We start from the raw sequence: 24,028 nt of genomic DNA, 5'->3' as shown, positions 1-24,028 counted from the left end.
GGCGAAAACGCGCCGGCTGCGGAGCCGGCGTGTTTTTTCATGTCTGAATTGGGAGCTCCGACTAACCGGCGAACCTTGCCCGGTAGTCCTGCGGCGTGGTCGCGAGCAAGCGCAGGAAGCTGCGGCGCATCGTTTCCTCGGAGCCGAAGCCGCAGCGCTGCGAGATCCGCTTGATCGGCAGGCGCGTTTCCGACAGCAGATGCCGCGCCCCTTCCACCCGCAGCCGCTCGATCGCGCGGGCGGGGGTCAGCCCGGTGGTTTCGGCGTAACGCCGGCTGAAGCTGCGTTCGCTCATGCCGGCCTGCTTCGCAAGCGTCGGAAGCGACAGGTCGTCGGCCAGATGGTTGCTGATCCAGTCGTGCAATGCGCCGAACTTGTCGCCGGTTGCTTGCAGCGACAGGATTTCACTGAACTGCGCCTGGCCACCCGGACGCTTGAAAAAGACCACCAGATAACGGGCGATGGCAAGCGCCGCGTCGCGGCCGAGATCCTCTTCGACCAGCGCCAGCGCCAGATCGATGCCCGAGGTGACGCCGGCCGAGGTCCAGAACGGTCCGTCGCGCAGGAAGATGGGATCGGGCTCGACACGGACCGCGGGAAACCGGCGGGCGAGCTCGGCGCAGAATCCCCAATGGGTCACGGCGCGCCGTCCATCGAGCACGCCTGATGCGGCGAGCAAGAAGGCGCCGGTGCAGACCGACGCGGTGCGGCGCGCCTGTCCGGCGCGGTTGCGGATCCAGTCAAGCAGGACGCGATCGGCGGCCGCGGCGTCGACGCCGTCGCCACCGGGAACGATCAGTGTATCGACGGCAACATCGCTGGATGGAAGAGAGTGCACGGCAAGACCGACGCCGGCCGATGCCTCGATCGTGGGACCATCTTTGGCGACAACCCGCACCGTGTAAGGCTCGGCGTTGCCGGCCTTCGCCAGCAATGCATTGGCGGACGCGAACACCTGCAGCGGTCCGGTGACGTCAAGCAACTGCACTGCCGGATAGGCGAGCACTTCGACCAGACGGCTCCCGTTTGGCGAGAAGCGAGGGGAGTTTGGCGGCATCACGGAAGCGTGCCGCGATAGGCTCGCTTTGTCCATAGCCGAGCGGGAGGCCCGATGATTCCTCATGACGTTCATCTGCAAATCGGTTCGCTGCTGTTCGAGGCGGTCGATCAAATCGACCTGACGGGCCCGTTCGAGGTGCTGTCGCGGATCCCGAATTCGACCTATCGCATCTACGCGAAGACCATGGCGCCGGTGCGCGATATCAAGGGGTTGCGCCTGACGCCTGACGCCACACTCGCTGAAGCGCCGCCGCTCGATGTGTTGCACGTGCCGGGCGGGTTCGGCCAGGAAGCGCTGATGGAGGATGCCGAGGTGGTCGACTGGATCCGGCGGCAGGCTGCCGGTGCATGCAGCATCTTTTCGGTATGTACCGGCGCGTTGCTGTGCGGAGCCGCCGGTTTGTTGAGGGGACGCAGGGCGACGACCCATTGGGCATCGTTTCACCTGTTGCCGCTATTTGGCGCGATACCGGTCAACGAACGCGTGGTGGTGGATGGTGGCTATATCTTCGCCGCCGGAGTGACGGCCGGCATCGACGGCGCTCTGCGGCTTGCGGCCGAATTGCGCGGCGAGGATGCCGCGCGGGCGATCCAGCTCTACATGGCGTACGCGCCGGAGCCGCCCTTCGACAGCGGCACGCCTGAGACGGCGCCGCCGGCAATCCTTCAGCAGGCCCGGCAGGCCGTACAGGCGATCACGGCCCAGCGAGAGGATACCGCGCGACGCATCGCTGCCAGGCTGGGCCTGGTCGAGGGATAGCCGAGCGCCAGGCGCCTCGGACCGCCGGCTAGTTCCCCGGCTGGAACGTGCAGTCGGCGCCGCCGCCGCCGTTTTGCTTGATCACCTTTGGATCGAGCGCGCAGGACAGCTTGGTCAGGCTCTCGTAGATCGTACCGGCGGCGCCGTCGGAGGGCACGCCGGCGAGCGCCTCGGTGGCGAAGATCTCGTTCGCCGCGCGGCCCTTTATGCTGCGCGTGCGAGGACCAAAGGTCAGCTCGCAGGAGCGCGAGGTGATGTCGACATTGCTGGCGCGGCAGGCGATCTTGTCCGCGGTCACGGTGATTGCCTTCGCATGGGCAACCTTGCTGTCGCCGTTGAAGAGCGCGGCGACCGCTTTCTTCTGCGCAATCGGCAAGGAGGAATAGGGCGCAACCACTCCGGCGAGCGCCAGCGCCACCGAGCCCGAGGCGGCCGAGCTTGCCGCCGATGCGGCGGAGACGGAGGCCAGCGACAATGCGCATGCGAGGATCATCGGTCTTCCAAACTTCATCCTGGTCTCCTGTGACAAATGCGCTTTCCGCGACGCGGAACCCGCTACCATGGTTCATGCGCCGACATCGTGACGCCATTCACACGATCCGAAAACTTCGCGTGCGACGGCGGCTGCGCGGATATCACAGACCGGCTCCGCGCCGATCGGCTTGCAGGATCGGTCCATTGGGGCCACAGTCGCAGGCTGCGGCAGCGATGCCGCCAACAATCAAGAGGAAGAAAATCAAGGTTCGAGGAACGCCATGGCGGCCACGCGCATCGACTGCGACATCCATCCCGCGGTGGGAGGAACGCGCACCACGCTGCTGCCCTATCTCGACGATCATTGGAAGGAACAGGTGGTCAGCCGCGCGATCGACGGGCTCGACCTCAACTCCTATCCGCCGTCGATGCCCTTGAGCGGTCGCGCCGATTGGCGGCCAACGGACGGCCGCAAGCCCGGCAGCGACCTCGCTATGGTGCAGCGCGGCGCGTTCGACCAGCTTGGAGCCAGCCACGCGATCTGCAACGTCGTCTATGGCGCGCAGGCGGTGTTCGATCCCTATATGGCGGCCGGCTTCTGCAAGGCGATCAATGACTGGATCGCGGCCGAGTGGCTTACCAAGGACAAGCGGCTGCGCGCCTCGATCGTGGTGCCGATCCAGGCACCGGATCTCGCGGTCGAGGAGATCGAGCGCAGGGCAGGCGACCACCGCTTCGTGTCCGTGCTGGTGCTGTCGCAAGGCGAGACGCTGCTCGGGCGGCGGCATTACTGGCCGATCTATCAGGCCGCGGAGAAATACCAGCTACCGATCGCGATCCACGCCGGCAGCGCCTACCGCACCGCCCCGAGCTCGATCGGCTGGCCGTCCTACCGCTACGAATATTATCTGGCGGAAGCGCAGGCATTCCAGGCGCAGACGCTGAGCCTGATCTATGAGGGCGTGTTCGGGAAGTTTCCGGGGCTGAAGGTCGTGCTGATGGAGTCGGGCGTGAGCTGGCTGCCGGCGTTCATGTGGCGCGCCAACAAGACCTGGCGCGGCGTGCGCGTCGAGGTGCCCTGGGTCGAGCGCGAGCCCGCCTCGATCATCCGCGACCATTTCCGCGTCACCATGCAGCCGTTCGACGGCCCGCCCGATGCGACCGGTGTGGCCGACGTCATCGACCAGATCGGCTCCGACAAGATGTTCCTGTTCGCGTCCGATTATCCGCACTGGCAGTTCGACGGCGACGACCCGATCCCGCCGCATCTGCCTGCCAGCATCGTTGCGCGGATGTGCGAAGACAATCCGCTGGAAACCTTCCCGCGGCTGAAACTGAATGCGTAGAGCCATGATGATGGTGGAACGAACGCTCGCGACGTCGGTGGTGTGCTCCACCTCTCCCCGGCGGAGAGGTGAAGGTTGCACCATTTCACATGACAGGAGGATCGCATGAGTGACGTCATCGACCGCCCGATGCTCGAGGAAGAGAAGACCGCCGCAACACGGCTGAAGATCATCGATTGCGACATCCATCCGAGCATTCACGCGCACAGCGACCTCAACGAATTCCTGCCGAAGCGCTGGCAGCAGCATCTGAAGGACTACGGCAGTCATCTGCGGACGCCCTATATCGGCACCACGCCCTATCCGCGCTCCTCGCCGCTGATCGCGCGCCGCGATGCGTGGCCGCCGACCGGTGGCGTGCCGGGCTCCGATCTCGATTTCATGCGCAGGCAGCATCTCGATCCGTTCGACGTCGAGTTCGGCATTTTGCAGGTGCTCGACCTCTTCATCTTCTCGCAACAGAACCTGGAATTCGGTGCCGCGATCCAGCGCGCCATCAACGACTGGCAGCTTGCCTTCTGGTCGCACCGCGATCCGCGGCTGAAGGCCTCGATCCTGGTCGGGCAGGACGGCGACGATCTCGGTATTGCCGAGATCGACCGCTGCGCCAAATCAGGCGAATATATCCAGATCAACGTCTCGCCGCGCGCCAACGAGCCGCTCGGACGCCGCCGCTACTGGCCGATCTACGCCCGCGCGCAGGAGCTCGACCTGCCGCTCGGCATCCATGTCGGCGGCTATGGCGGGCATGCGCCGACCGGCGGCGGCTGGCCGTCCTACTACTGCGAGGAGCATCAATCGAACGCACATACCGTGGCCTCGCAGCTCACGAGCCTCGTGCTCGAGGGCATCCCCGAGCGCTTCCCCAAGCTGAAGATCGTGTTCATTGAGGGCGGCTTCGGCTGGATTCCGTCGGCGATGTGGCGGATGGATCAGCATTTCGAGCGTTTCCGCAGCGAGGTGCCGCATCTCAAGCGCCGGCCGAGCGACTATGTGAAGCAGCATTTCTGGTTCACGACACAACCGATCGACGAGCCCGATGAGGCAAAACACCTGCGCCAGTTGATCGAATGGGTCGGGATCGATCGCCTGCTGTTCTCGTCGGACTATCCGCACTGGGACTATGACGACGCGCGCTACGCGTTCAAGACGCCGCTCACGGAAGCCGAGCGGCGCAAGATCTTCAACAGCAACGCCCGCGCCGTTTACAAGTTCTAGTTTTTTGACGCGTTTTCTTTACGCGAACCGGAATCCACTTCGCTTGAAAACGCTTTGAGGATCGAGATGGCCCGTCACATCGTCGCCCGTACCAGCGATATCCCCGCAGGCGGCAACAAGGTCTTCGGCCTCGAAGGCCGCGACATCGTCGTGTTCCACGTCAATGGCGAATTCTTCGCGCTGCTCAATCGCTGTCCGCATGAGGGCGCGCCGCTCCAGAAAGCGGCCTGCGTCGCGCGCCTGACCTCGCCTGAACCCGGCATCTACCAGCGCGACCGCGTCGGCGAGATGTTGCGCTGCCCGTGGCATGGCTGGGAATTCGACATGCGCAACGGCCAGTCCTGGTTCGATCCGGCCCGCTTCAGAATCCGCTCCTATCCGGTGGCGGTCGAGAGCGGAGAGGAATTGCAGAAGGGGCCGTATGTCGCCGAAACGTTTCCGGTGCACATCGAAGACAACTACGTCATCGTCGAAGTCTAAAGCGCGATGAATGTAGATTGAATCGGTTTTGGCCACGCGTTCGGTTCACCTCTCCCAAAGGAGAGGTGAAGCACCGCCGCCGTTCCAGCTCAAGCTAATCTCATCACGCTTTGGATCTTGGAGGTCTGGATCTTGCCGATCGCCATGCGCGATCAGCCCATGCTTCCCGGCATGAAGCAGCGCGCCTTCGGATGACCATTCAGGTAATAGGGCCAGACGATGGTATGACCGGCGCGGTTTGGTCCGTCTACGACGGCCTCATCGGGAACGTCCACCCACTCGCCGTCGATGCGCACGCGGTAATGCCCGTCCTTGACGTCCCAATCGACATCGTCGAGGCGTTTCGCATCGCTGCCGTCGCAGCATGGTCCCTTGCCGCTGTGCAGGCTTTCATACCAGCCATTCAATTCGGGGTGCCGATGATCATGGGCGTGCGCCGGATGGATCGCGCACATCGGCACCGCAATGATCGCGGTGAACCCAGCCAATGTCGCGCGCCAATAACCTCTCACCTCGTCTCCATCCCGGACGCTCTCCGTCCCATCGGAAACGGTGGCGAAGCGCCGAGGTTTCAATTCCATGATGTCGGCCAATCATCACGTTCGCGAGAGGCCCGGACGACGATGTTTGGCAAGATTGCGCCGACCAACGGTCAAGTTTGTGACGGTGTTCAGCCATTTCGAATCCGTGCCCTGCTGCGCCACGGGAAGCAGGCGCGGCTGCTCCGCGAAAGCAAATGCCGCTGAACTGGCGAAGCTGAAGTGCGCGCTGTCGAGTGGATCGCGACGGCTATTTGATCGTCGCACGCACGGTGATGACCGATGTGCCCGAAGCCGTCGGCCCCTGGCCCGTTGCCTTGATGGCAAACGTGTCGCTTCCCTTGTACTTGGCCTTCGGCTTGTATTCGAACGTCGAGGCGTTGAGCTTCTTCAACTTGCCGTGCGACGGCTTCTGCGAAATGGCCGAGGCGGTGATCGTGCCGCGAATCCCGATGGGAAACAGGCAGCTTTCTCCCGACGTCACGTCGATGTCGCCGCTCGAATTTTCACCCCAATTTGCCAGCGTGACCGACATCGAACATTCGGAAGGGGCCGGTGCCGGAGACGCCGGCATGACGCTTGCTGCTTCGATGACGAGTGCGACCGAGGCAAGCTTCGGCAATCGTGTCGTCGACATCCTCATTCTCATGCAGAACTCGCTGAAGCAGGGTTTGGGCGGCGGCAATAGCAGCTATGTCAATCCGGCGGGCAGTCCGCGCGAAATCTTGCAACGCGGATGCACGGGAGGCAAGAGCTTCAGCCGCCGCGCCGGCCATCTCCCACGTGCAACGACATTGCAGACGGTTCGTGTTTCATGCGCGGTCATCGAGGTGGCATCTTGTTGCCCCGATGAGGCGTCGCCATAGTCAGCAGCACCGCGATCCGATCGAGGTTCGGCGGGGTCATGGAGACGAGAGGAAATGGGCAATGGGTGAAAACAGCAACGATCAGGCACGCGTCCAACAATCCGGTTTTGCGGGTGTCACGCGCAAGATTCTCGAGCGCCTCGCATTGCCCGGCGACGATCGCGAGCTTGTCGTGGCCGAGGTGACGTATCCGCCCGGTGGCGTCGCTCCGCTTCACCGGCATCCCGTCGGAGGCGTGGTCTTCATCGTCGAAGGTGTCGCCGAGTCCGCCTATGGCAGCGACGCTCCGCGACAATATCGCGCCGGCGAGACCTTGCAGGATCGTGCCGACCTTCCACACACGCATTTTCGCAATTGTGATCCGGAGCGCCCGCTGCGCTTTCTGACCATCTACGCGCTCGAACCGGGGCGCTCCTACACCCTGGAGCCATGAGGGCAGGGCCAGGCGCCGCGAGGCATGATGGGATTAGCTTGATCTGAAATCGCGGCGGACGCCACCTCTCCCTGACGGTAGGGCAATTGCATTTGGGAGAAAAATGCCCTGTGGCCTATCCTTCGAGACGCCCGCCTTTGGCGGGCTCCTCAGGATGAGGTCCTGTTTTGCGGCACACTAGTAAACCCTCATGGTGAGGAGCGCCGCTTGCGGCGCGTCTCGAACCACGAGGCCGAGGACGTGCGCAGCCGCCCGAGGCGGCATATGCGATAGCCCTGTCCTCGACAGGGAGAGGTCGACGGAAGCCGCCGCGAGTGGATTCAACCCAAACTCATCCCGCTCTAAAAGCCGAACGCCGGCGCGATTACTTCTTCGTCATCAGGCCGTCGATCATCGCGCGCGTCAACGTCGCGATCTCGCTACGCAGCGCGCCGGTCGGCAGCGCGACCAGCTTCTGCTCCAGTCCGAGCGCGACCATGCCGTGCACGGCGGAGAACAGGCTGCGCGCGGTGACGCCGATCTGCGCTGGCGAGCGATGCGGGAAGAGCGCGGCAAGCGGCTTGTAGATGTGCCGGAACAAATCCATCTGCTCGGTCACAGCCCATTCCGGCACCGGCTTGCCGGGCTGCATGCGGTGCTCGAACAGTGCACGCCACTGCTCGAGATTGTCGGCGGCGAAATCGCAATAGGCGACCGCAATCCGCACCAGCATCTCGCGCGGCGCCGCACCGCCGCCGATCTCGGCGAGCGATAGCGAGGCATCGAGGCGCGCCAGGGTGCGCGAGCCTACCCGCAGGATCAGCTCGTCGACGTCCCCGACCAGATTGTAGACGCCGCCATTGGCGATGCCGATTTCCTGCGCCAGCTCGCGTGTCTTCAGGCCGCCGAGACCCTTCGCCGCGATCGCGCGTTCCGCCGCCTCGATCAGGGCCTCGCGCAATTTAGCGCGTCTTTCCATGGCCTTGGACATGATCCGCTCGCCGTTAATCGCGCATGAGCATTGCTCAATATATCTTGAGCAATGTTCAAGGATTGGTATAACGTCAACATGAGCAATGCTCATAACAGGACGCGACCAAATGTTCAAAGCCGTTTTGCGCTGATTTGCGGCGCCGTCACCGCAGCAGAGGAGAGCGGCAAGCTCGTAAACATTATCGAGGACGCGATGCCCGGGCGCCTGCTGATGGGAGATATCCGAGGTGCCGCGAGCCGGAAGCGGCGGGCGATTCATTCGCCGCTTTTGCGATGGCGGGTCGGCGATGATGCCAACCTCGATCGAATTGCGTCCACCGGGTCGCGCGAATGCGCGCCCGATGACGGGCTCTGCGAAGCAATCCATTGTCACCAGGTTGCTCTGAGGCGCTTGTGAATCCATCCTTCGCTGCGAGGAGCGCTGGCGTGGTGCGACGGCTGTTGGCGCTGACGCCCGAGGCCAAGTGACGCGAGATCCGCGATGGCATCGCCGGATCGCTCTGCATAGTGGCTCAGCCTTGGCATCCCGCGGTCGATTGATCGGCTGACAATCTGAGCCGCCTCGCGCGACATCTCCGCTGTCAAAGCTTCATGCGATCGTGCTATGACCCCGCGCGCGAACCAACGACCGGTGTGGATTGATGTCGAAGCAGTCGATGCGTGAGGAGGCCGAGCGCCTGATCCGCGAAACCATGGAAAAGCGGAACCTCGTCGTCAAGCAGGGCATGACCCGGATCGAGGCCGTCTGCGGCAAATGCGGCGCGCCGAACCGCGTGCAGGCGGACAGAGGCCAGTCCCGCGTCAAATTCGCCTGCAAGCAGTGCGGCCACAAGCAGGAAACATTGTAGGCTGCCATCATTGCGAGTTCGGACCGGCGTGAAGCCGCCGACCCGCGTTGAACGAAAGTGAAAGTGGGTGAGCGCACTGGACCGAACTTGACCTGGCACTCATCCACTTTCTTCAATACTGGACCACCCGCATGCGCGAGTGATGACACTGCGCAAACGTGAACTTGGAACTGCCCCTGTCCTTGCAGGAGCGTAGGGTGGGCAAAGCGAAGCGTGCCCACCATTGCCGGCGTACTCGTGAAAGTGGGCACGCTGTGCTTTGTCCATCCTATGCGAGGGCCTACAAAACTGCCTACTTCGACTTCACGAACGCAGCGAATGCATCCGCATAATCCGGATGCCAGCGCGACAGCGCCGGACGGTTCTCGACGATATCTCCGGCCGCCCACAGGATGCGGCGTTCGTCGAGCGCGCGCGGCACGTCGTTGTCGGGGCACAGGATGTAGAAATCGCCGGCCTCGAGCCGTTCGATCATGAAGTCGACGGTCTGCTCGGCGGTCCAGGCACCGGCAGGCTTCTCGGCGCGGCCGCGCGCCGTCAATCCGGTGAACACGAAGCCCGGAATCAACAGATGCGCTGATATCTTGCAGCCATCGGTGTTGCGCAGCTCGTGCTGCAGCGCCTCGGTGAACGCCTTCACCCCTGCCTTGGAGACGTTGTAGGCGGGATCGCCGGGCGGCGTGGTGATGCCTTGCTTGGAGCCGGTGTTGATGATCAGCCCCGGCTTGCCGCGCTTGATCATGTTGGGCGCAAACGCCTGCGTACCGTTGATCACGCCCCACAGATTGACGGCGAGGACGCGCTGCCATTGGTCTGATGGTCCGAACATCGTGCTGCCGGGCTGGATGCCGGCATTGTTCATCAGAATGTCGGTGCCGCCGAACCGCTTTGCCACGGTCGCCTCGAGGTTCGCGACCTCATCGGCGCGGCTGACGTCGACTGCCGCCGTCATGATGCTCGATGTACCGCCCGGTGCCGCAGATGACAGTTTTGTCGCAGCGTCTGCCAGCCGGTCGTCGCCGAGATCGGCGATGCACACCTTCACTCCGGCCTTCGCAAAGCGCAGCGCGGCCGCAAGCCCGATGCCGGAGGCGCCGCCGGTGATCACGGCAACATGATTGGACGATATCACGGGATGGGGCATCGGCAGTCTCCGGACACATATGTGGCTGACATTCGCAACGCTAGCATAACGCATGCACGATGCGCGTGGGCGCATGGGAGGTTTTCATGCGCGCTGTCCCCTTCAACGCCGGCTCGGCTTTACGGTTTCCAGCCTGCGCTGTAGAGTGCAGGATATAACGCTTTCAAACGATCTCAGCCGACATTGACAGGGAGTGCAAACATGGCTGTTTCGCAGGCTGTTCCGATCACGCGCCATCCATATGCCGATGGCTCCTACAAGAAGATGCTGATCGACGGCAAATGGATCGACGCCGCCTCCGGCAAGCGGTTCGAGACGCACAACCCCGCCACCGGTGAATTGCTGGCGACCGTCGCCGAGGGCGACGCCGAAGACATCAACCGCGCGGTTGCCGCGGCGCGCCGCGCCTTCGAAGGTCCATGGAGCAAGGTCAAGCCCTATGAGCGGCAGAACCTGCTGCTTAAGCTCGCCGATCTCGTCGAGGCCAATTTCGAGGAATTGTCCCAGCTCGATACGCTCGACATGGGCGCGCCGATCAGCCGCACCCGCGGCAACAAGCTGCGCGCGCTCGGCATGCTGCGCTATTACGCGGGCCAGGCCACCGCGATCCACGGTGAGACCATCGAGAACTCGCTGCCCGGCGAGATCTTCTCCTACACGCTGAAGGAGCCGATCGGCGTGGTCGGCGCAATCATCCCGTGGAACGGGCCGTTGACCGCGACGATCTGGAAGATCGGTCCTGCTATCGCGACCGGCTGCACCGTGGTGCTGAAGCCGGCCGAGGAATCGCCGCTGACCTCGCTGCGCATCGCCGAGCTCTGCATGGAAGCCGGCATTCCGCCGGGCGTCGTCAACGTCGTGCCGGGCTATGGCGAGACTGCGGGCGCGGCGCTCGCATCGCACCCCGATGTCGACAAGGTCGCCTTCACCGGCTCGCACCTCACGGGCCAGTCGATCATCCGCGCGTCGGCCGGCAACCTCAAGCGCGTCTCGCTCGAGCTCGGCGGCAAGTCGCCGGACATCGTGTTCGCGGATGCCGATCTCGATGCGGCAGTGCCGGGTGCGGCGATGGCCGTGTTCGCCAATTCCGGCCAGATCTGCAGCGCCGGCACGCGGCTGTTTGTCGAGCAGAAGGTCTATGACGAATTCGTCGGCCGCGTCGCCGAGTTCGGCAAGAAGCTTCAGGTCGGCAATGGCCTCGATCCCAACACCCAGATCGGTCCACTGGTGTCGCAGCAGCAGATGGAGCGCGTGTCCGGCTATCTCGAGATCGGCCAGAAGGAAGGTGCCCGGGCCGTCGCTGGCGGCGGTCGCCTCACCGAGGGCGCGCTGTCGAAGGGCTATTTCGTGCAGCCGACGGTGTTTGCCAATGTGCAGGACAACATGCGCATTGCGCAGGAGGAGATCTTCGGGCCGGTGATCTCGGCGATCTCGTTCAAGGATCCGGACGAACTGATCAAGCGCGCCAATGCCACGACCTTCGGGCTCGGCTCGGGGGTGTGGACCACCAATGTCAGCAAGGCGCACCAGGTCGCAAAAGCGCTGCGCGCCGGCTCGGTCTGGGTCAATTGCTACCAGGCGATGGACCCCGCGGTGCCGTTCGGCGGCTACAAGATGAGCGGCTACGGCCGCGAGTCCGGCAAGCAGCACGTCGAGGAGTATCTCAACGTCAAGGCGGTCTGGATCAAGACGGGTTAGGCGGTGCTTCTTACCTCTCCCCGCTTGCGGGGAGAGGTCGGATTGCATCGCAAGATGCAATCCGGGTGAGGGGGTATAGGTCTGAACGTTCGGCGCGCTCGCGGAGGGAAGCCCGTCACGCCAATGAATGCATGGTTTCGGAATATTAGAAATATATCGCTGATTTGCCCGACGCGTCAAGCTGCTCTGTCGAACGCCGGCCGCCGCCGGCTCCTTTGCATGGGGTTGTTTTCGATATTTTCACAACGCGCCCCTGCGACGGCCGCCGTTCTTGCGTCTACCGTCCCGCGGCCTTCTTCGGCTTGCCGATGTCGCTACGCAGCGCCTCGAGGTCCTTGCGCACGGCGAGCGCCGCATCGCGTTCGATCTTCCGGTAGCGTGCCACCAGCGAGAGGCCGAATGGCGTCAGCATCGCGCCGCCGCCATTCTTGCCGCCGGTCTGCCGTTCCACCGCGGCTTGCCGGCAGATGCGGTTGATCTCGTCGACGAGGTCCCAGGCACGCTTGTAGCTCATCTCCATGGCGCGACCGGCGGCGGAGATCGAGCCGCACTCCCGGATGTTTTCCAAGAGCTGAATCTTGCCCGGCCCGATCCGGTCCTCGGCATCGAGATCGATGCGGAGGCTAAGGGAGGGCAGCGATGTGGCGCTCGATTTCGGCATGGAGTGTCTGCTTTCTCGCCTTGGCAACCAGATTGCCACTAGTGGCATTTGCGAACAAGATGAACCCGTTACATAACGGAAAACCACATATTCGGGGCAGGCATGAATCCTCCGTCGCTGTTCTCTCCGCTCAAGATCGGTCCCTATCAGCTCAAGCACCGCGTCGTGATGGCGCCGCTGACGCGGATGCGGGCGGCAAAGCCGAGCCTTGCGCCGCGACCGCTCAACGCCGAATACTACGCGCAGCGCGCCACACCCGGCGGCTTGATCATCGCCGAGGCCTCGCCGGTGGCCGCGACCGGCTTCGGCAATCCCGGCGTCCCCGGCATCTACACCGAGGCGCAGATCGCGGGCTGGCGCAAGGTGGTGGACGCCGTGCATGCCAGGGGCGGGTTCATCTTCCTGCAGCTCTGGCACGTCGGCCGCGTCTCGCACTCCTCATATCAGCCTGATGGAGCGCTGCCGGTTGCGCCGTCGGCGGTGGCGATCGCCGAGCTCAAGACGATGACGGCTGATGGCAAGGTGGTCGAATACGAGACGCCGCGCGCACTCGAGACCCGCGAGATCCCGCTGATGGTCGAGGCCTATCGCCAGGCGGCCAGGAACGCGCTCGTCGCCGGCTTCGACGGCGTCGAGATCCACGGCGCCAACGGTTATCTGATCGAGCAGTTCCTGCAGTCGCGCAGCAACCTCCGCACCGATCAATATGGCGGCTCGATCGAGAACCGCGTGCGCTTCCTGCTCGAGGTGACGCAGGCCGCGATCGATGTCTGGGGCGCCGACCGCGTCGGCGTGCGGCTGTCGCCCTACGGCATCGCCAACGGCAGCGGCGAGGCCGATCCGATGCCGCTCTACAGTCACGCCATCAAGGCGCTGGACAAGCTCGGGCTTGCTTATCTGCATTTCATCGAGCCCCGCGCCTCCGGCACCGGGCGTGCGGAGGTCGACCGGCAGAACGTGCCGTCGGCGATGGTGCTGTACCGTCCGATGTGGAGCGGCGTGCTGATGACGGCCGGCAACTTCAGCGGCGAGAGCGCGCAGAGCGCGGTCGCCGAAGGCCATGCCGATGCAATTGCGTTTGGCCGCTACTTCATCTCCAATCCGGACCTGCCGCGCCGCCTGCAGCGCGGTTATCCGCTGACGCCCTACAACCGCGCCACCTTCTATAGCGGTGAGGAGAAGGGCTACACGGATTATCCCGTTCATGACGAGATGGCGCAGGCGTGATCCTGTAGCTTCGTGGCCCGGATGGAGCGCAGCGCAATCCGGGGTCTCGCATCTGCGGATCGACCGTTCCCGGATTTCGCTTCGCTCGCAATGACGATACTACGAGCCAACCGGGGAGACCCCGATGTTTCCGGAAGACGACGAATTCGCGCCGACGAAAAAGCCGAAGCCGGTGGCGCTGGCCAAGCCTGCCGCGGGCCAGTGCCTGTGCGGCAAGGTGCGCTTCGAGATCGATGTGCCGGCGCGCTGGGCGTGGCATGACCATACGCAGGCCAGCCGCCGCGCGCATGGTGCGGCCTACGCGACCTATGTCGGAAGCTGGCGCAAGCGGTTCCGCATCACGCAAGGCGCAAGCGAGCTCTCCCGCTATGAGGATCCCGCGACCAAGACCGCGCGCTCTTTCTGCGCCAATTGCGGCACGCCGATCATCTACGAGCGGGTGCGCGCTCCGCACATGGTCAACATCCCGCGTGCGCTGTTCTCGGGGCGCACCGGCCGCCAGCCGCTCTATCACATCGCGATCGAGGAACTGCAGGAATGGGCCTACACCGGCGAGCCGCTGGTGCCATTGAAAGGCTATCCCGGCGTGGTCTGGCAGCGCTCGAAAAAGAAGAAGCGCAGCGATCGGGAAGGGATGTTCTGAAGCGCGTCCGAGCGAAGTCGACGTCGCCTCGCGTGAAAAGGCGCGCGCCTGTGGAATGCAGCCATGACCGGCCGCTCGATTGCTCCGGCCGCGCAAGTTTGGTCATCTCCTTGGATCCCGTCGGCCAACGCGCTGACAGGCCTGGAGGGAACATGAAAAATCGCATTACCGGCCGCTCGGCATTTTTGGCGCTGTTGAAGGACGAGGGCGTCACGCATCTGTTCGGCAATCCCGGCACCACCGAACTGCCGATCATGCACGCGCTGAAGGACCATCCGGATCTCACCTATGTGATGGCGATGCAGGAGAGCCTGGTGGTGGCGATGGCCGACGGCTTCAGCCGTGCCTCCGGCAAGCTCGTCGCCTGCAACGTCCATGTCGCGCCGGGCCTCGGCAACGCGATGGGCTCGCTCTACAATGCGAGCTTCACCGGCACGCCGCTGATCCTCACTGCCGGCCAGCAGGAGCAGGGCCATGGGCTGACAGAGCCGGTGCTCTATGGCCCGCTGGTGCAGATGGCGGCGCCGCTCGTCAAATGGGCGGTCGAGGTGACGCGTCTGGAAGACCTGCCGCGAATCGTGCGCCGCGCCGCCAAAATTGCAACCACGCCGCCGACTGGGCCGGTGTTCATCTCGCTGCCCGGCGACATCCTCAATTCCGAGGCCGGCATCGAGCTCGGCCGCTCTACCCGCGTCGATACGCGCGTGCGACCGTCGGACGATTCGCTGAAGGCGCTGGTCGCGCGCATCCTGAAAGCAGAGCGGCCGGTGATCGTCGTCGGTGACGAGATCGTCAAGAGCGACGCGCTGCGCGAGGCCGCCGACCTTGCGGAGACGCTGGGTTGCCCGGCCTGGCAATCCTCGACGCCCTACGGCGCGCATTTCCTCTCGGAAAGTCCGTGCTTCATGGGCGCGATCGCGCGGCTGCAGAAGGTCGCCCGCGACGTGCTGGCGCCCCATGATCTCCTGATCGCGCTCGGCGGCGATCCCTTGCGGATGTCTGTCTATAGCGAAGTCGAGCCGTTGCCGGATGGCGTGTCGATCGTGCAGGTCGGTCTGGTCGACGGCGATCTTGCCAGGAATTACGGCGCCGAGATCGCGGTCAAGGCCGACGTCAGGGAGACGCTGCGCGCGCTAGTGCCGGCGTTGAAGCAGGCGGGCGGCGGCGCGCTTGACGCGCGCGCCAAGCAGGGGCTTGCAGCACTTGCGACGAAGAACTGGACGGCGAAGCGCAAGGCGCTGGTCGAGCAGATCTCGAAGGCCAGCCACACCTCGCCGATCGACCCGGATTGGCTCGCGCTGCAAGTCGTCGAGGCGATGCCCGACAACGCGATCTTGGTCGACGAGGGCCTGACCTCATCGCGCCAGATCATCGGGCTGAGACCGCATCGCGACCGCTACGGCTATCACGCGCTCGCCTCGGGCGGCATCGGCTGGGGCCTGCCGGCGGCGGTCGGCGTCAGCCTTGCCAATCCGACGCGTCCGGTGGTTTGCTATTCCGGTGACGGCTCTTCGATGTATTCGATCCAGTCGTTGTGGACCGCGGCCAACCACAAGCTGCCGCTGACCTTCGTCATCGTCAACAATGGCGGCTACCGCATCATCAAGCAGCGCCTGCTCGCCTTCCACGGCGACGATCACTATGTCGGCATGGATTTCATCGACCCGCCGGTCGATTTCACCGGCGTCGCGCGCTCGCTCGGGCTCGAGGCGATCAAGATATCAGATCCGCAGGAGCTGAAGGGCGTGATGACATCCGCATTCAGCCGCCCCGGCGCGAAGCTGATCGAGGTGGTGGTGAGCAATGCGGTGAATTGAGCGCCAGCGTGCTCAATCTCTCCCGTCATCCTGAGGGGCGCGCTCTTGCGCGCGTCGCGAAAGATGGACGGCCGGCCGGTGGGCCGTCGATCCTTCGAGACGCGCGTTCCGCGCTCCTCAGGATGACGGGACCGCCGCCGCGCGCGGCTTGACCCGATACCGGCTCGCCGGATGCGTGTCGTTCAGCTTCGCGCGCCCCGCGCCGAACAGCTTCTCCCGCAGCGTGCCCTTGGCGTAGTCGTGCTTGTAGCGGCCGCGCCTGGTTAGTTCCGGCACCAGCATGTCGGCGATATCCTCGAAATCGCCGGGCGAGATCGCGAACGCGACGTTGAGGCCGTCGACATCGGTCTCCTCGAACCATTGCTCGATCTTGTCGGCGACCTGCTCGGGCGAGCCGACCACGACGGGACCGGCGCCGCCGATGCCGACATGTTCGGCGACCTCGCGCACGGTCCAGACCCGATCCGGATCGGCGCGGGTGACATTGTCCATCGCGGAGCGGCCGGCGTCGTTCTGCACGTGCCGCACCTCCTGGTCGAGCGCATAGGTCGAGAAGTCGACACCGGTCCAGCCCGACATCAGTGCCAGCGCGCCCTCGTGGCTGATGTGGCTGCGGTACTCAGCGTATTTCGCCTTCGCCTCCGCTTCGGTGGGAGCGACGACGATACACATCATCGAGAACATCAGGATCTCGGCGGGGTTGCGGCCTTTCGCGGCGGCAAGCTCGCGGATCGCCGACACCCGCGGGCCAATCACCTTGGATGACGGGCCCGACATGAAGACGCATTCGGCGTGCTCGGCCGCAAACTGCCGCCCGCGCGGCGAGGTCCCAGCCTGGTACAGCACCGGCGTGCGCTGCGGCGACGGCTCCGAGAGATGGATCGCGTTGAGCCGGTAGTTCTTGCCCTCGTGATGCACGGGGTGCACCTTGTTTGGGTCGGTGAAGATGCCGCGCGCGACGTCGCGGATCGCGGCACCGTCTTCCCAACTCCCTTCCCAGAGCTTGTAGACCAGCTCCATATATTCGTCGGCGAGCTCATAGCGGTCGTCATGCGCGGTCTGCTTGTCCTTGCCGGCGCCGCGCGCTGCGCTGTCCAGATAGCCTGTCACCACGTTCCAGCCCACTCGGCCATTGGTCAGATGATCGAGCGTCGACATCCGCCGCGCGAACGGATAGGGCGGCTCGAAGGAGAGGTTAGAGGTGACGCCGAAGCCGAGATTCTCGGTCACCGCGGCCATCGCCGGGATCAGCATCAAGGGTTCGTTGGCCGGGGTCTGCGCCGCGTTGCGCAGCGCCGCATCCGGACCGTTGGCATAGACGTCGTAGACGCCGAGCACGTCGGCGAGGAACAGGCCATCGAACCGGCCGCGCTCCAGCGTCTTGGCGAGATCGATCCAGTAGGCCAGCTTGTTGTAGTCCTTGGTGCGGTCGCGCGGGTGGGTCCACAGCCCCGGCGACTGATGCGCCACGCAATTCATGGCAAAGGCATTGAGCCGGATTTGCTTTGTCATCGTTGAAACCTGGGTCGTTTCGAGTCATGCCCGGTCGGAGGCCGGGTTGCCGGTCCGAACTTGTTGCGACTTCCCATGTTTTGGCAAGGCCCATTCGCAATCGCGGCACTTCCTCCCGCGTTCCGATCCCGATAGGTTGCCTGCATCCAGAGCCTGATCCAGCATTGCGAAGCGATTTTGCGATGCGATCTCGCTGAGACCTGAGCGGACGAAGGAACAATGATGGCGACACGGGCCGACGCAATCGCAATCGCGCGAGAGCATTTTCAATCGGGACAGTTTATGAAGGAACTGGACCGCAGGGTCGGCTACCAGACCGAGAGCCTGAATGCCGACAAGGCTGATGCCCTTCGCGCCTATCTGGTCGAGAACCTGCAACCGGCCTTCGCCGAGCTTGATTTCAAGACCCGGCTGATCGAGTCGCCGACCGGTCGCGGTCCATACCTGATCGCCGCGTATCAGGAGGACGCCTCGCGGCCGACCGTCTTGACCTACGGCCATGGCGACGTCGTCGACGGCATGGTCGGCGAGTGGCGCGACGGGCTCAACCCCTGGCAGATCACGGTCAAGGGCGAGCGCGCCTATGGCCGCGGCACCGCCGACAACAAGGGCCAGCATTCGATCAACATGGCCGCGCTGCGTGCCGTGCGGCAGGCCCGCGGCGGCAAGCTCGGCTTCAACGCGAAGTTCATCATCGAGACCGGCGAGGAGATCGGCTCGCCCGATCTGCGCGAGGTCTGCGAGGCGCATCGCGAGGAGTTGAAGGCTGACCTGTTCGTGGCTTCCGACGGGCCGCGGCTGTCGGCGGAGCGGCCGACCATCTTCCTCGGCTGCCGCGGCGGCAACCGCATCCATCTCGACGTCAATCTGCGCGAGGGCGGCAATCATTCCGGCAACTGGGGCGGCGTGCTTGCCAACCCCGCCACGATCCTGGCCAATGCGATCGCCAGCCTTGTCGACGGCAAAGGCCGCATGAAGCTCGAGATCCTAAAACCCCCGCCGATCTCCAATCGCGTCCGTGCCGCGCTTGCCGATGTCAAGGTCGAGCCGACGGCGGACGAGCCCGCGCTGTCGCCGGACTGGGGCGAGGAGGGGCTGTCGCCGGCGGAGCGGCTCTACGCCTGGAACACGCTCGAAGTGCTGGCGATGTCGTCGGGCAATATCGACAAGCCGGCCAACGCGATTCCCGGCAAGGCCAGCGCCGTGCTGCAGCTCCGCTTCGTCGTCGGCACCCGATATCTCGAGGTGATCGACGCGGTGCGGGACCATCTGCACAAGAACGGCTTCCCGATGGTGGAGGTGTCGGGCGCGCAGCGCTTCGCAGCGTCGCGCACCGACATGGACAGCCCATGGATCGACTGGGCTGCGGATTCGATCCGCAAGACCACCGGCAAGGCACCCGCGGTGCTGCCAAACTTCGGCGGCTCGTTGCCGAACGACGTGTTCTCGGAAGGCCTCGGCCTGCCCACGATCTGGGTGCCGCATTCCTATCCCGGCTGCTCGCAGCACGCGCCCGACGAGCACATCCTGCTGCCGGTCACCGAAGAGGCGCTCACCATCATGGCCGGCCTGTTCTGGGATCTCGGCGAGACGCCGCGGAAGTGATGCACGCCGTTGCGCAAAGCAAAGACTGGATGGCTCCCTCGCCCCGCTCTTGCGGGGAGAGGTGAGAGAACACGTCGAGCTTGTAACTCGTCATTACCAGTATTCCGCTGTGGCCGGCACATGGCTGGGCATAGCGATTTGTAAGCCTGAGATGGCCAAGGAAGGTAGATGACCCTAACAACGCCCCTCAATACCCAAATCGACGTTGCCGCGAAAAAGAACATCACCCGCCTGATTGTCGCGACCTCGGTCGGCAATGCGCTCGAATGGTACGACATCTCGGTCTATGCCTATTTCGCGGTTTACCTGTCGAAGGCATTCTTTCCGGCGAATGATCCGACCACCTCGCTGCTGCTGACCTTCGGCAGCTTCGGACTGTCGTTCCTGGTCCGCCCGATCGGCGGCATCATGCTCGGTGCCTATGCCGACCGTCACGGCCGCAAGGCCTCGCTGATGCTGTCGATCGTGCTGATGACACTGGGTACGCTGGCGCTCGCGCTGATGCCGACCTATCAGACGATCGGTATTGTGGCGCCGGTCGCGGTGATTCTGGCGCGGCTGGTGCAGGGGTTTTCCGCAGGCGGCGAATTCGGCTCCTCGACCGCCTTCCTGGTCGAGCACATGCCGGAGCGGCGCGGCTTCGTTGCGAGCTGGCAGTTCGCAAGCCAGGGCGTCAGCGGCTTGTTGGGAGCGGGCTTCGGTGCGCTGCTGACCTCGCTGCTGAGCCCGGAGGACCTGCACTCCTGGGGCTGGCGGCTGCCGTTCCTGTTTGGCGTCCTGATCGGTCCCGTCGGCATCTACATCCGCAATCATGTCGACGATGCGACCCCGCCGCCGGCGGCTCAGCTCAAGTCGCCGGTCAAAGAAGTGTTCGCGCGGCAGAAGCTCGCCACGATCCTCGCCATCGGCGCGCTCGCGGTCTCGACCGCGGTGAACTATCTGATCGTGTACATGCCGACCTATGTGGTGAAGACGCTCAACCTGGCGCCGTCGGTCGGCTTCATCGCCTCGTTTGCCGCGCAGACGGCTGTCGCGCTGTTGGCGCCGATCGCCGGGATGGTCTCCGACAGGATCGGACGGACCACGCACATGATCCTGTTCGCGCTGCTGCTGCTGGTCTCGATCTTTCCCGCCTTCCTGCTGCTCACCGGCAGGCCGACGCCGGGAATCATCCTGCTCGGCGTGCTGTGGCTTGGTGTTCTCAAGTCGCTGTATTACGGGCCGCTCGCCGCGCTGATGTCGGAGCTGTTTCCGCCACAGACGCGCGCGACCGGCCTTGGCCTCAGCTACAATATCGGCGTCACCGTGTTCGGCGGCATGGGGCCTGCGATCATGACCTGGATGGGCGGCTTCGCGCTGATCGGCGAACTCGCGCCGGGCTATTATCTCACTGCCGTCTGCATCCTCAGCCTTTGCGCGCTGGTCACGATCCGCCGGATGCGGCTGGCCTAGCCCCATCCTTAGATTTCGTATCACGAAATTCAACGGACCTACGTTGCTGCACAGCAGCGTAAAATTGCCGAAATCGAAGTTTCACCTGACGAAAGTATACGGTGTCCCGCGCGCGTTATCCGATTTAGGATGCGGCCCGCGCGGAGGCCTCGTCCCATCACGGATGTCGTGTCCGGATCACTGTTTGCGATTGAGGGCAGGGCATGAACGCTTCCACGACTGCGACCGCACGGGCCGGCCGGAAGAGGCCGCGGCCGGAGCCGGGGCAGCCCGACAAGTTCAATGCGATTCAGAAGGTCTGCGCGATCCTGCGCGTGCTGGCGCAGCGCTCGCCGCTGCGGCTGACCGACATCGCCGACACCACCTCGCTGAACAAGGCGACCGCGCTGCGCATCCTCAACTCGCTGATCGAGGAGGGCTTCGTCAGCCGCGTCGCCGGCGCCAAGACCTATGAGCTCGGCCAGGAGGCGCGGGTGATGGCGGTCGGCGCGCGGCGCTCGGTCGACATCGCCGAGCTGGCGCAACCGAGCCTGTTGCGGCTGTCCGAGCGCTCCGCCGACACGGCGCTGCTGTCGGTTCGCTCCGGCGTCGAGGCGCTTTATCTGGCGCGCTCGGTCGGCAGCCATCCGCTGCAACCGAACTACCTGCAGATCGGCAGCCGCCGTCCGCTCGGCGTCGGCGCCGGCGCGCTCGCGCTGCTGGTCTGGCTGCCGGACGCCGAGATCGAGGCCGTCATCGAGGTGATCGTGCCGCGGCTGGCGAAGTCGCCGCGCATCACGCCAAAATTCCTGCGCGAGCGCATCGCGCAGGCGCGCAAGGTTGGTCACACCGTGCTGATCGACGCCGCGTTTCCCGGCATGGGCGGCGTCGGCGTTCCCGTCCGCGACGATGCCGGCGAGGTGGTGGCCGCGCTCTCGATCGGCGCGGCCTCCGACCGCATTCGCCGTCGCGAGGCGGAGCTTGCCGACATGCTGAAGAAGGAAGCCCAGGTGCTGGCGCGCGCGATGGCCCAGGCGCCGAAGAACGGGCGGGGCGTGAAGGCTAGCTAGATGTCTCCCTTCACCTCTCCCGCAAGTGGAAGAGGCAGTGCAGTTCTGACGCGGTTACGACGCGACTCCGCTACGCCCCTTCATCCAGTGCCACCAGTTCGCGCTTCCGCCGTAGCGACGGCAGCAGCGGCCCGACCAGCAACACCACCGCGAGCGCAAGACAGACCGCCGAGATCGGCCGCTCCACGAACGTCGTCAGGTCACCCTGCGACAGGATCAGCGACTTGCGCAGGTTGTTCTCCAGCATCGGTCCGAGCACGAAGGCGAGCACCAGCGGCGCTGGCTCGTAGCCGAGCTTGCGCATGAAATAGCCGATCACGCCGAAGGCGATCATCACGTAGACGTCGAACACGTTGTTGCTGGAGCAATAGACGCCGATGATCGTGAACAGGATGATCAGCGGGAACAGCACGTTGTAGGGCAGCCTGAGCAATTGCACCCACATGCCGATCATCGGCAGGTTGAGCACGAGCAGCATCAGATTGCCGATATACATGCTGGCGACGATGCCCCAGAACAGGGTGGGGTTCTGCGAGATCAGGAGCGGTCCCGGCTGCAGGCCGTGGATCACGAAGGCGCCGAGCAGTAGCGCCATCACCACGTTCGGCGGAATGCCGAGCGTCATCAGCGGAATGAAGGCGCCGCCGGCCGCGGAGTTGTTGGCCGATTCCGGTCCCGCTACGCCCTCGATCGCGCCATGGCCGAAGCGCTCCGGATGCTTCGACAGCCGCTTCTCCAGCGCATAGGAGGCGAACGATGCCACCACCGCGCCGCCGCCCGGCAGGATGCCCAGGAAGAAGCCGAGCACGGTGCCGCGCGACACCGGCCCGGCGCTGGCCTTCCAGTCTTCCTTGCTCGGCAGCAACTGGCTGATCTTGGTCTTGATGATGTCGCGCTTGATCGCCTGCTCGGTGTTGAGCAGCACTTCGGCGACGCCGAACAGGCCCATCACGACCGGCACCAGCCCGATGCCGTCGATCAGCTCGAGGCGGCCGAAGGTCAGCCGCGGCTGCGCCGTGATGCTGTCGAGCCCGACGAGGCCGAGCACCACGCCGATGCAGGCCATCAGCAGCGCCTTGGCCATCGAGCCCTGGGTCAGGAAGGTGAGCACGACGAGGCCAAGCACCATCAGGCTGAAATACTCGGCCGGCCCGAACGCCACGGCGACGCTGGCGAGCGAGGGCGCCACCAGCATCAAGGCGATCAGCGCGAAGGTACCGGCGATGAACGAGCCGAACGCGGAAATGCCGAGCGCCGGCCCGGCGCGGCCCTGCTTGGCCATCTGGTGGCCGTCGATGCAGGTGACGACCGAGGCGGCTTCGCCCGGGATGTTGACCAGGATCGAGGTGGTCGAGCCGCCATACATCGACCCGTAATAGATGCCGGCCATCATGATGATGCCGGACTCCGGCGTGCCGGATAGCGTGACCGGCAGCAACAGCGACATCGCCGAGATCGGGCCGATGCCAGGCAGCACGCCGACCAGCGTGCCGATGAAGACGCCGATGAAGCAGTAGATCAGGTTGACTGGCTGCAGCGCGACGCCGAGACCGTGGGCGACATTGAGCAGAGTATCCATGGGCAGCCCTCAACCGATCTCGAACATGCCGCTCGGCAACTGGATCGCGAGCAGATGCTTCAGCACCCACCACATGCCGAGTGGCGCAAGGATCGCGATCGGGATCGCCAGCGACCAGCGCACCGGATCGATCAGGCGCAGCAGCAACAGCATCAGCGGGATCGCGGAGAGCAGGAAGCCGAGCGGCTCCAGCGCGAAGGCGAACGCGGTCAGGCAGACGATGACGACAACCGGCTTGCCCCAGCGCACGTTCTGCCAGCGCGAGGCGAAGGTCGCGCCGCCTTCGGTGATGGCCGCGACGATGATCGAGACCGCGAACGCGCACATCAGGATGCCGGTGTAGAACAGCACATAGCCGGAGCCGGGATCGTTGATGGTGCCGAGCTTCAGCTTCAGCCCCGACCAGATCACGAAGCCGCCGAGCGCAAGCCCGATCAGGCCGCCCCAGAGCTCGGAGTTGTCGAGGCGGAATTTGACGTTGGTTTGGTCGTTCATTTGAAAGCACCTTTGGACCACCGTCACCCTGAGGCGGCGAAGCGCAGCGTAGCCCTCGAAGGGCGACGGTGCCCGGAGCTATCCTTCGAGGCGAGCCGCAAGTGCGGCTCGCACCTCAGGATGACGTCAGCGCGCGAGGTGGCCTTGAATC

24 protein-coding genes are annotated in these 24,028 nt (G+C 64.6%); 15 read left to right on the top strand and 9 right to left on the bottom strand.

The window, feature by feature from the left end; genetic code table 11:
* Nucleotides 1–61: 61 nt before the first annotated feature.
* A complete protein-coding gene (locus P6U30_RS32395) occupies nucleotides 62–1,057 on the bottom strand; it encodes a GlxA family transcriptional regulator (protein ID WP_407166804.1) in 996 nt (331 codons plus the stop codon).
* Nucleotides 1,058–1,111: 54 nt separating this feature from the next.
* Between P6U30_RS32395 and P6U30_RS32390 the strand changes: the two genes are divergently transcribed.
* Nucleotides 1,112–1,819 carry a DJ-1/PfpI family protein gene (locus P6U30_RS32390; RefSeq protein WP_407166803.1) on the top strand — a complete coding sequence of 236 codons (708 nt, stop codon included), beginning with the start codon at nucleotides 1,112–1,114 and terminating at the stop codon, nucleotides 1,817–1,819.
* A 28-nt stretch (nucleotides 1,820–1,847) separates the two neighbouring features.
* Here P6U30_RS32390 and P6U30_RS32385 read toward each other — a convergent pair whose 3' ends face one another.
* On the bottom strand, nucleotides 1,848–2,330 hold the full coding sequence (locus P6U30_RS32385) for a hypothetical protein (protein WP_407166802.1): 483 nt from the start codon (nucleotides 2,328–2,330) through the stop codon (nucleotides 1,848–1,850).
* Nucleotides 2,331–2,574: 244 nt separating this feature from the next.
* On the opposite strand from P6U30_RS32385, the gene P6U30_RS32380 reads away from it, so the two are divergent.
* The 3 genes from P6U30_RS32380 (at nucleotide 2,575) to P6U30_RS32370 (ending at nucleotide 5,337) form a co-directional block, all read left to right on the top strand.
* Entirely contained in the window at nucleotides 2,575–3,639 is a 1,065-nt protein-coding gene (locus P6U30_RS32380; protein WP_407166801.1) for an amidohydrolase family protein, read from the top strand.
* Nucleotides 3,640–3,744: 105 nt separating this feature from the next.
* A complete protein-coding gene (locus P6U30_RS32375) occupies nucleotides 3,745–4,857 on the top strand; it encodes an amidohydrolase family protein (protein WP_407166800.1) in 1,113 nt (370 codons plus the stop codon).
* 66 nt (nucleotides 4,858–4,923) lie between these two features.
* Entirely contained in the window at nucleotides 4,924–5,337 is a 414-nt protein-coding gene (locus P6U30_RS32370) for a Rieske (2Fe-2S) protein (protein ID WP_407166799.1), read from the top strand.
* 152 nt (nucleotides 5,338–5,489) lie between these two features.
* Here P6U30_RS32370 and P6U30_RS32365 read toward each other — a convergent pair whose 3' ends face one another.
* Nucleotides 5,490–5,930, bottom strand: coding sequence for a hypothetical protein (locus P6U30_RS32365; RefSeq protein WP_407166798.1), 441 nt, complete (start codon nucleotides 5,928–5,930; stop codon nucleotides 5,490–5,492).
* Nucleotides 5,931–6,112: 182 nt separating this feature from the next.
* On the opposite strand from P6U30_RS32365, the gene P6U30_RS32360 reads away from it, so the two are divergent.
* Complete coding sequence (locus tag P6U30_RS32360) at nucleotides 6,113–6,742, top strand: hypothetical protein (RefSeq protein WP_407166797.1); 630 nt, start codon at nucleotides 6,113–6,115, stop codon at nucleotides 6,740–6,742.
* A 61-nt stretch (nucleotides 6,743–6,803) separates the two neighbouring features.
* A complete protein-coding gene (locus tag P6U30_RS32355) occupies nucleotides 6,804–7,175 on the top strand; it encodes a cupin domain-containing protein (RefSeq protein WP_407166796.1) in 372 nt (123 codons plus the stop codon).
* Nucleotides 7,176–7,539: 364 nt separating this feature from the next.
* Here P6U30_RS32355 and P6U30_RS32350 read toward each other — a convergent pair whose 3' ends face one another.
* Complete coding sequence (locus P6U30_RS32350; RefSeq protein WP_407166795.1) at nucleotides 7,540–8,145, bottom strand: TetR/AcrR family transcriptional regulator; 606 nt, start codon at nucleotides 8,143–8,145, stop codon at nucleotides 7,540–7,542.
* Between the two features lie 51 nt (nucleotides 8,146–8,196).
* Between P6U30_RS32350 and P6U30_RS32345 the strand changes: the two genes are divergently transcribed.
* Nucleotides 8,197–8,544, top strand: a complete 348-nt coding sequence (locus P6U30_RS32345) for a hypothetical protein (protein WP_407166794.1) — start codon at nucleotides 8,197–8,199, stop codon at nucleotides 8,542–8,544.
* Nucleotides 8,545–8,788: 244 nt separating this feature from the next.
* Nucleotides 8,789–8,995 (top strand): hypothetical protein, encoded by a 207-nt coding sequence (locus P6U30_RS32340; RefSeq protein WP_407166793.1) that lies wholly within the window; start codon nucleotides 8,789–8,791, stop codon nucleotides 8,993–8,995.
* A gap of 292 nt (nucleotides 8,996–9,287) precedes the next feature.
* On the opposite strand, the gene P6U30_RS32335 is transcribed toward P6U30_RS32340, so the two are convergent.
* Nucleotides 9,288–10,139, bottom strand: a complete 852-nt coding sequence (locus P6U30_RS32335) for an SDR family NAD(P)-dependent oxidoreductase (protein WP_407166792.1) — start codon at nucleotides 10,137–10,139, stop codon at nucleotides 9,288–9,290.
* Between the two features lie 201 nt (nucleotides 10,140–10,340).
* Between P6U30_RS32335 and P6U30_RS32330 the strand changes: the two genes are divergently transcribed.
* Nucleotides 10,341–11,837 carry an aldehyde dehydrogenase family protein gene (locus tag P6U30_RS32330; protein ID WP_407166791.1) on the top strand — a complete coding sequence of 499 codons (1,497 nt, stop codon included), beginning with the start codon at nucleotides 10,341–10,343 and terminating at the stop codon, nucleotides 11,835–11,837.
* A gap of 277 nt (nucleotides 11,838–12,114) precedes the next feature.
* Here the strand turns inward: P6U30_RS32330 and P6U30_RS32325 are convergent, their stop codons facing one another.
* Nucleotides 12,115–12,498 (bottom strand): winged helix-turn-helix domain-containing protein, encoded by a 384-nt coding sequence (locus tag P6U30_RS32325; protein WP_407148536.1) that lies wholly within the window; start codon nucleotides 12,496–12,498, stop codon nucleotides 12,115–12,117.
* Between the two features lie 102 nt (nucleotides 12,499–12,600).
* Between P6U30_RS32325 and P6U30_RS32320 the strand changes: the two genes are divergently transcribed.
* The 3 genes from P6U30_RS32320 to P6U30_RS32310 all read left to right on the top strand — a co-directional run bounded on the left by P6U30_RS32320 (nucleotide 12,601) and on the right by P6U30_RS32310 (nucleotide 16,185).
* The gene (locus P6U30_RS32320; protein WP_407166790.1) at nucleotides 12,601–13,725 is read left to right on the top strand and encodes an alkene reductase; all 1,125 of its coding nucleotides are present in this window, start codon (nucleotides 12,601–12,603) and stop codon (nucleotides 13,723–13,725) included.
* A 124-nt stretch (nucleotides 13,726–13,849) separates the two neighbouring features.
* Complete coding sequence (locus tag P6U30_RS32315; protein ID WP_407166789.1) at nucleotides 13,850–14,368, top strand: GFA family protein; 519 nt, start codon at nucleotides 13,850–13,852, stop codon at nucleotides 14,366–14,368.
* Nucleotides 14,369–14,520: 152 nt separating this feature from the next.
* On the top strand, nucleotides 14,521–16,185 hold the full coding sequence (locus P6U30_RS32310; RefSeq protein WP_407166788.1) for a thiamine pyrophosphate-binding protein: 1,665 nt from the start codon (nucleotides 14,521–14,523) through the stop codon (nucleotides 16,183–16,185).
* A 117-nt stretch (nucleotides 16,186–16,302) separates the two neighbouring features.
* On the opposite strand, the gene P6U30_RS32305 is transcribed toward P6U30_RS32310, so the two are convergent.
* Complete coding sequence (locus tag P6U30_RS32305) at nucleotides 16,303–17,697, bottom strand: LLM class flavin-dependent oxidoreductase (RefSeq protein WP_407166787.1); 1,395 nt, start codon at nucleotides 17,695–17,697, stop codon at nucleotides 16,303–16,305.
* A 222-nt stretch (nucleotides 17,698–17,919) separates the two neighbouring features.
* Between P6U30_RS32305 and P6U30_RS32300 the strand changes: the two genes are divergently transcribed.
* From P6U30_RS32300 to P6U30_RS32290, 3 genes are all read left to right on the top strand, one after another.
* On the top strand, nucleotides 17,920–19,302 hold the full coding sequence (locus tag P6U30_RS32300) for a M20 family metallopeptidase (protein ID WP_407170593.1): 1,383 nt from the start codon (nucleotides 17,920–17,922) through the stop codon (nucleotides 19,300–19,302).
* A gap of 168 nt (nucleotides 19,303–19,470) precedes the next feature.
* Nucleotides 19,471–20,754, top strand: coding sequence for an MFS transporter (locus P6U30_RS32295; protein ID WP_407166786.1), 1,284 nt, complete (start codon nucleotides 19,471–19,473; stop codon nucleotides 20,752–20,754).
* A gap of 203 nt (nucleotides 20,755–20,957) precedes the next feature.
* On the top strand, nucleotides 20,958–21,803 hold the full coding sequence (locus P6U30_RS32290) for an IclR family transcriptional regulator (RefSeq protein WP_407166785.1): 846 nt from the start codon (nucleotides 20,958–20,960) through the stop codon (nucleotides 21,801–21,803).
* Between the two features lie 70 nt (nucleotides 21,804–21,873).
* On the opposite strand, the gene P6U30_RS32285 is transcribed toward P6U30_RS32290, so the two are convergent.
* Together P6U30_RS32285 and P6U30_RS32280 are read right to left on the bottom strand one after the other, a co-directional pair.
* On the bottom strand, nucleotides 21,874–23,382 hold the full coding sequence (locus P6U30_RS32285) for a tripartite tricarboxylate transporter permease (RefSeq protein WP_407166784.1): 1,509 nt from the start codon (nucleotides 23,380–23,382) through the stop codon (nucleotides 21,874–21,876).
* A 9-nt stretch (nucleotides 23,383–23,391) separates the two neighbouring features.
* The gene (locus P6U30_RS32280; protein ID WP_407166783.1) at nucleotides 23,392–23,877 is read right to left on the bottom strand and encodes a tripartite tricarboxylate transporter TctB family protein; all 486 of its coding nucleotides are present in this window, start codon (nucleotides 23,875–23,877) and stop codon (nucleotides 23,392–23,394) included.
* Nucleotides 23,878–24,028: the final 151 nt, after the last annotated feature.

Source organism: Bradyrhizobium sp. ORS 111, assembly GCF_045571485.1.
Lineage (GTDB): Bacteria > Pseudomonadota > Alphaproteobacteria > Rhizobiales > Xanthobacteraceae > Bradyrhizobium.
This window is presented reverse-complemented; position numbering and strand designations above follow the sequence as displayed.